This is a genomic window from Devosia psychrophila, from assembly GCF_000971275.1.
Classification (GTDB): Bacteria; Pseudomonadota; Alphaproteobacteria; order Rhizobiales; family Devosiaceae; genus Devosia; species Devosia psychrophila.
The window spans coordinates 1-2,194 of the sequence record NZ_LAPV01000215.1 but is presented as its reverse complement, the minus strand read 5'-3'; the positions used below and the strand labels follow the sequence as shown (position 1 = coordinate 2,194).

Genomic DNA, 2,194 nt, shown 5'->3' with positions numbered 1-2,194 from the left:
TCATCGACCGGTCCGCCATCCCGCCGCTTGCCTCGCTCTTGATCTCGGTGACAGCCCTCGGCGGGGTCGCTGTGGCCGCCGTCGCGCGCATGGACATGACCAAAGGAGACTACGATGCATGACCTCGTCCAACCCGTGTTGACGATCGCGGGCAAGGATATCCGCGACGCGGTCAACGACCGCTTCGTCATCCTGATTACGGCCTTCCTGCTACTCGCCTCTCTGGTCGCCCTCGCGGTGGCGGCCATCGCCCTCAAGGGAGATGTCGCGACTTACGCGGAGGCAAAGGCAGGTCTCATTGCCTTGGGCAAGGATGCCTCGACCATACCGGACCCGGCCTTCTACCCGCTCAAGCTCCTGCGGGGCTTCGTCGAACACGTCGAGATCATCGGCGCCATCATTGGCATCCTGATCGGGTACCGTGCGGCGGCCAGCGAACGCGGACGGCAGACGCTGGCGCTGATCGTTACCCGTCCGATCGCCCAGTGGCAGTTCCTCGCCGGCAAGGTTCTCGCGGGAACCGCGATCATCTCCTCTGGCCTGGTGCTGGCCTTCGTGGTGGCCGGCGCCTCGGTGATCCTGATTTCGGGCGTCATGCTGGGCCCGGAGGATATCGGGCGCCTCGCGATCGTCATGTCGGCCGCTGGCCTCTATGCGCTTGCCTTCTTCCTGCTGGGTTTCGTGACTGCGCTCTGGGCCAAGAAGCTGCCCAACGCGCTTCTCCTCGCCTTCACAGTCTGGCTTGGTTTCGTGCTGATCGCTCCTCAGATCGGCGACACGCTCGATCCAGACAATCAAGTTGCCGGCGGCGTCTTCAAACAGTTGCAGATCGCCAAGCCGCAGCAGCTCGAGATCCTCCAATCCTTCTCTACTTACGAAACCATCCGGAACGGGATCGAGGTGGCATCGCCCACCAAGCATTTCGAACGGTTAAGCTTCGCCATACTCGGCATCAAGGACACCTATGCGGGCCAACCCCTGATGCCGATTCTCGCCGAGAAAACCAGCGATCTCGTCTGGCTTCTGGCGATTGCCCTGGCGCTCGGCCTCCTGCTGTTCGCGCGCCGCCTCGACCCCAACCGTCTCTCAAAGGAATAGAAGAATGAAACGCAGCAACACCGTCGCCATCTCTGCACTCGCTCTCGTCACCGCCCTCATGCTCTCGCACGGCGCCTACGCCGCCGGTGTCGACACCGACGGCGACGGCATCCCGGACGCCTCCGAAGTCCTGCTCGGTACCGATCCGATGAACCCCGACACCGATGGCGACGGCATCGACGACCTCAAGGACACCGACCCCTTGTCGCTCGCAGACCCTACCCCACAGTCGGGCGCCGCCGCACCGTTCGCCATCAAGGAGGCGCTGGTCGAGAACAACTACGACTATGCAGCAAAGAAGACCGCTCCAGACCACCTCGAGCTCCTGGTGAGCAACGGGACGGCATTGGAAATTAGGGACTTCAGCCTCTACCTGACGGTCAAGGATGCCGACACCGGCGCGACCGAGACCTACTTCAAGCCCTTGCCCGGGTTTACGGTACCCGCGTCCGGGGAGGCACGCATCCACCTCGACGACGCTGCCGTGGCCGGTCACTTCCGCGACAACCCAAACGGTATCTACCACTCCACCCAGAGCGCCAAGGTCATGACGTTCGAGCTCGCGGCCGCGGGCTTCGCTCCGGTCAGCGTCGACGTCAACAAGGACAAGGGGGGCGCCGAAACCGCCGACTAAACTTCCCCGATATCAAGGGCGGCCCGAAAGGGGGCCGCCCTTTGGTCAAAGTTGCCCGGAACACAAGGGCTAGGGGCCATTAATTACCAATCCGTATGCCGGGCGCCAGAACGGCGTAATGCCCCGGGAGCAATTTCCTTCTGCTGCCAAATCGCAGCTACGTAAGGAGGTTCCCATGCACAAGCTACTCGTTGCCCTTGCCTTTCTGTCCGTCCCCGTCGCAGCCGCTCCCTGGCTGCTCGCTCCCACCTATGCCGCCCAGGCTACCGAGCTCGGAGATCTTTCCCCGTTCCGGGTCATCGCGGCCGATACGCTGAACATGGTCGCAAAAGGCGACATAGCTGCAGCCACTGCCCGTATCACCGATTTCGAAAGCGCGTGGGTTGCCGAGGCGGCCAAGTTGCGTGCATTGAACGCGGAAACATGGAGCGTCATCGACAGGGCCGCCGATGCGGCTATAGC

At 62.9% G+C, this 2,194-nt stretch carries 3 protein-coding genes; all 3 read left to right on the top strand.

Translation table 11 applies throughout. The features are described from left to right. Positions 1–114 precede the first annotated feature (114 nt). Complete coding sequence (locus WH91_RS20950; protein WP_046172958.1) at positions 115–1,098, top strand: ABC transporter permease subunit; 984 nt, start codon at positions 115–117, stop codon at positions 1,096–1,098. A gap of 4 nt (positions 1,099–1,102) precedes the next feature. Then, positions 1,103–1,732 (top strand): thrombospondin type 3 repeat-containing protein, encoded by a 630-nt coding sequence (locus WH91_RS20945; protein WP_046172957.1) that lies wholly within the window; start codon positions 1,103–1,105, stop codon positions 1,730–1,732. Between the two features lie 175 nt (positions 1,733–1,907). Further along, on the top strand, positions 1,908–2,194 hold a 287-nt coding region (locus tag WH91_RS20940), incomplete at its 3' end, for a hypothetical protein (RefSeq protein ID WP_046172956.1).

Bases quoted from the DNA above. Each gene is read 5' to 3' on its own strand.
- WH91_RS20950 (WP_046172958.1), top strand. From the start codon at position 115: ATGCATGACCTCGTCCAACCCGTGTTGACGATCGCGGGCAAGGATATC.
- WH91_RS20945 (WP_046172957.1), top strand. From the start codon at position 1,103: ATGAAACGCAGCAACACCGTCGCCATCTCTGCACTCGCTCTCGTCACC.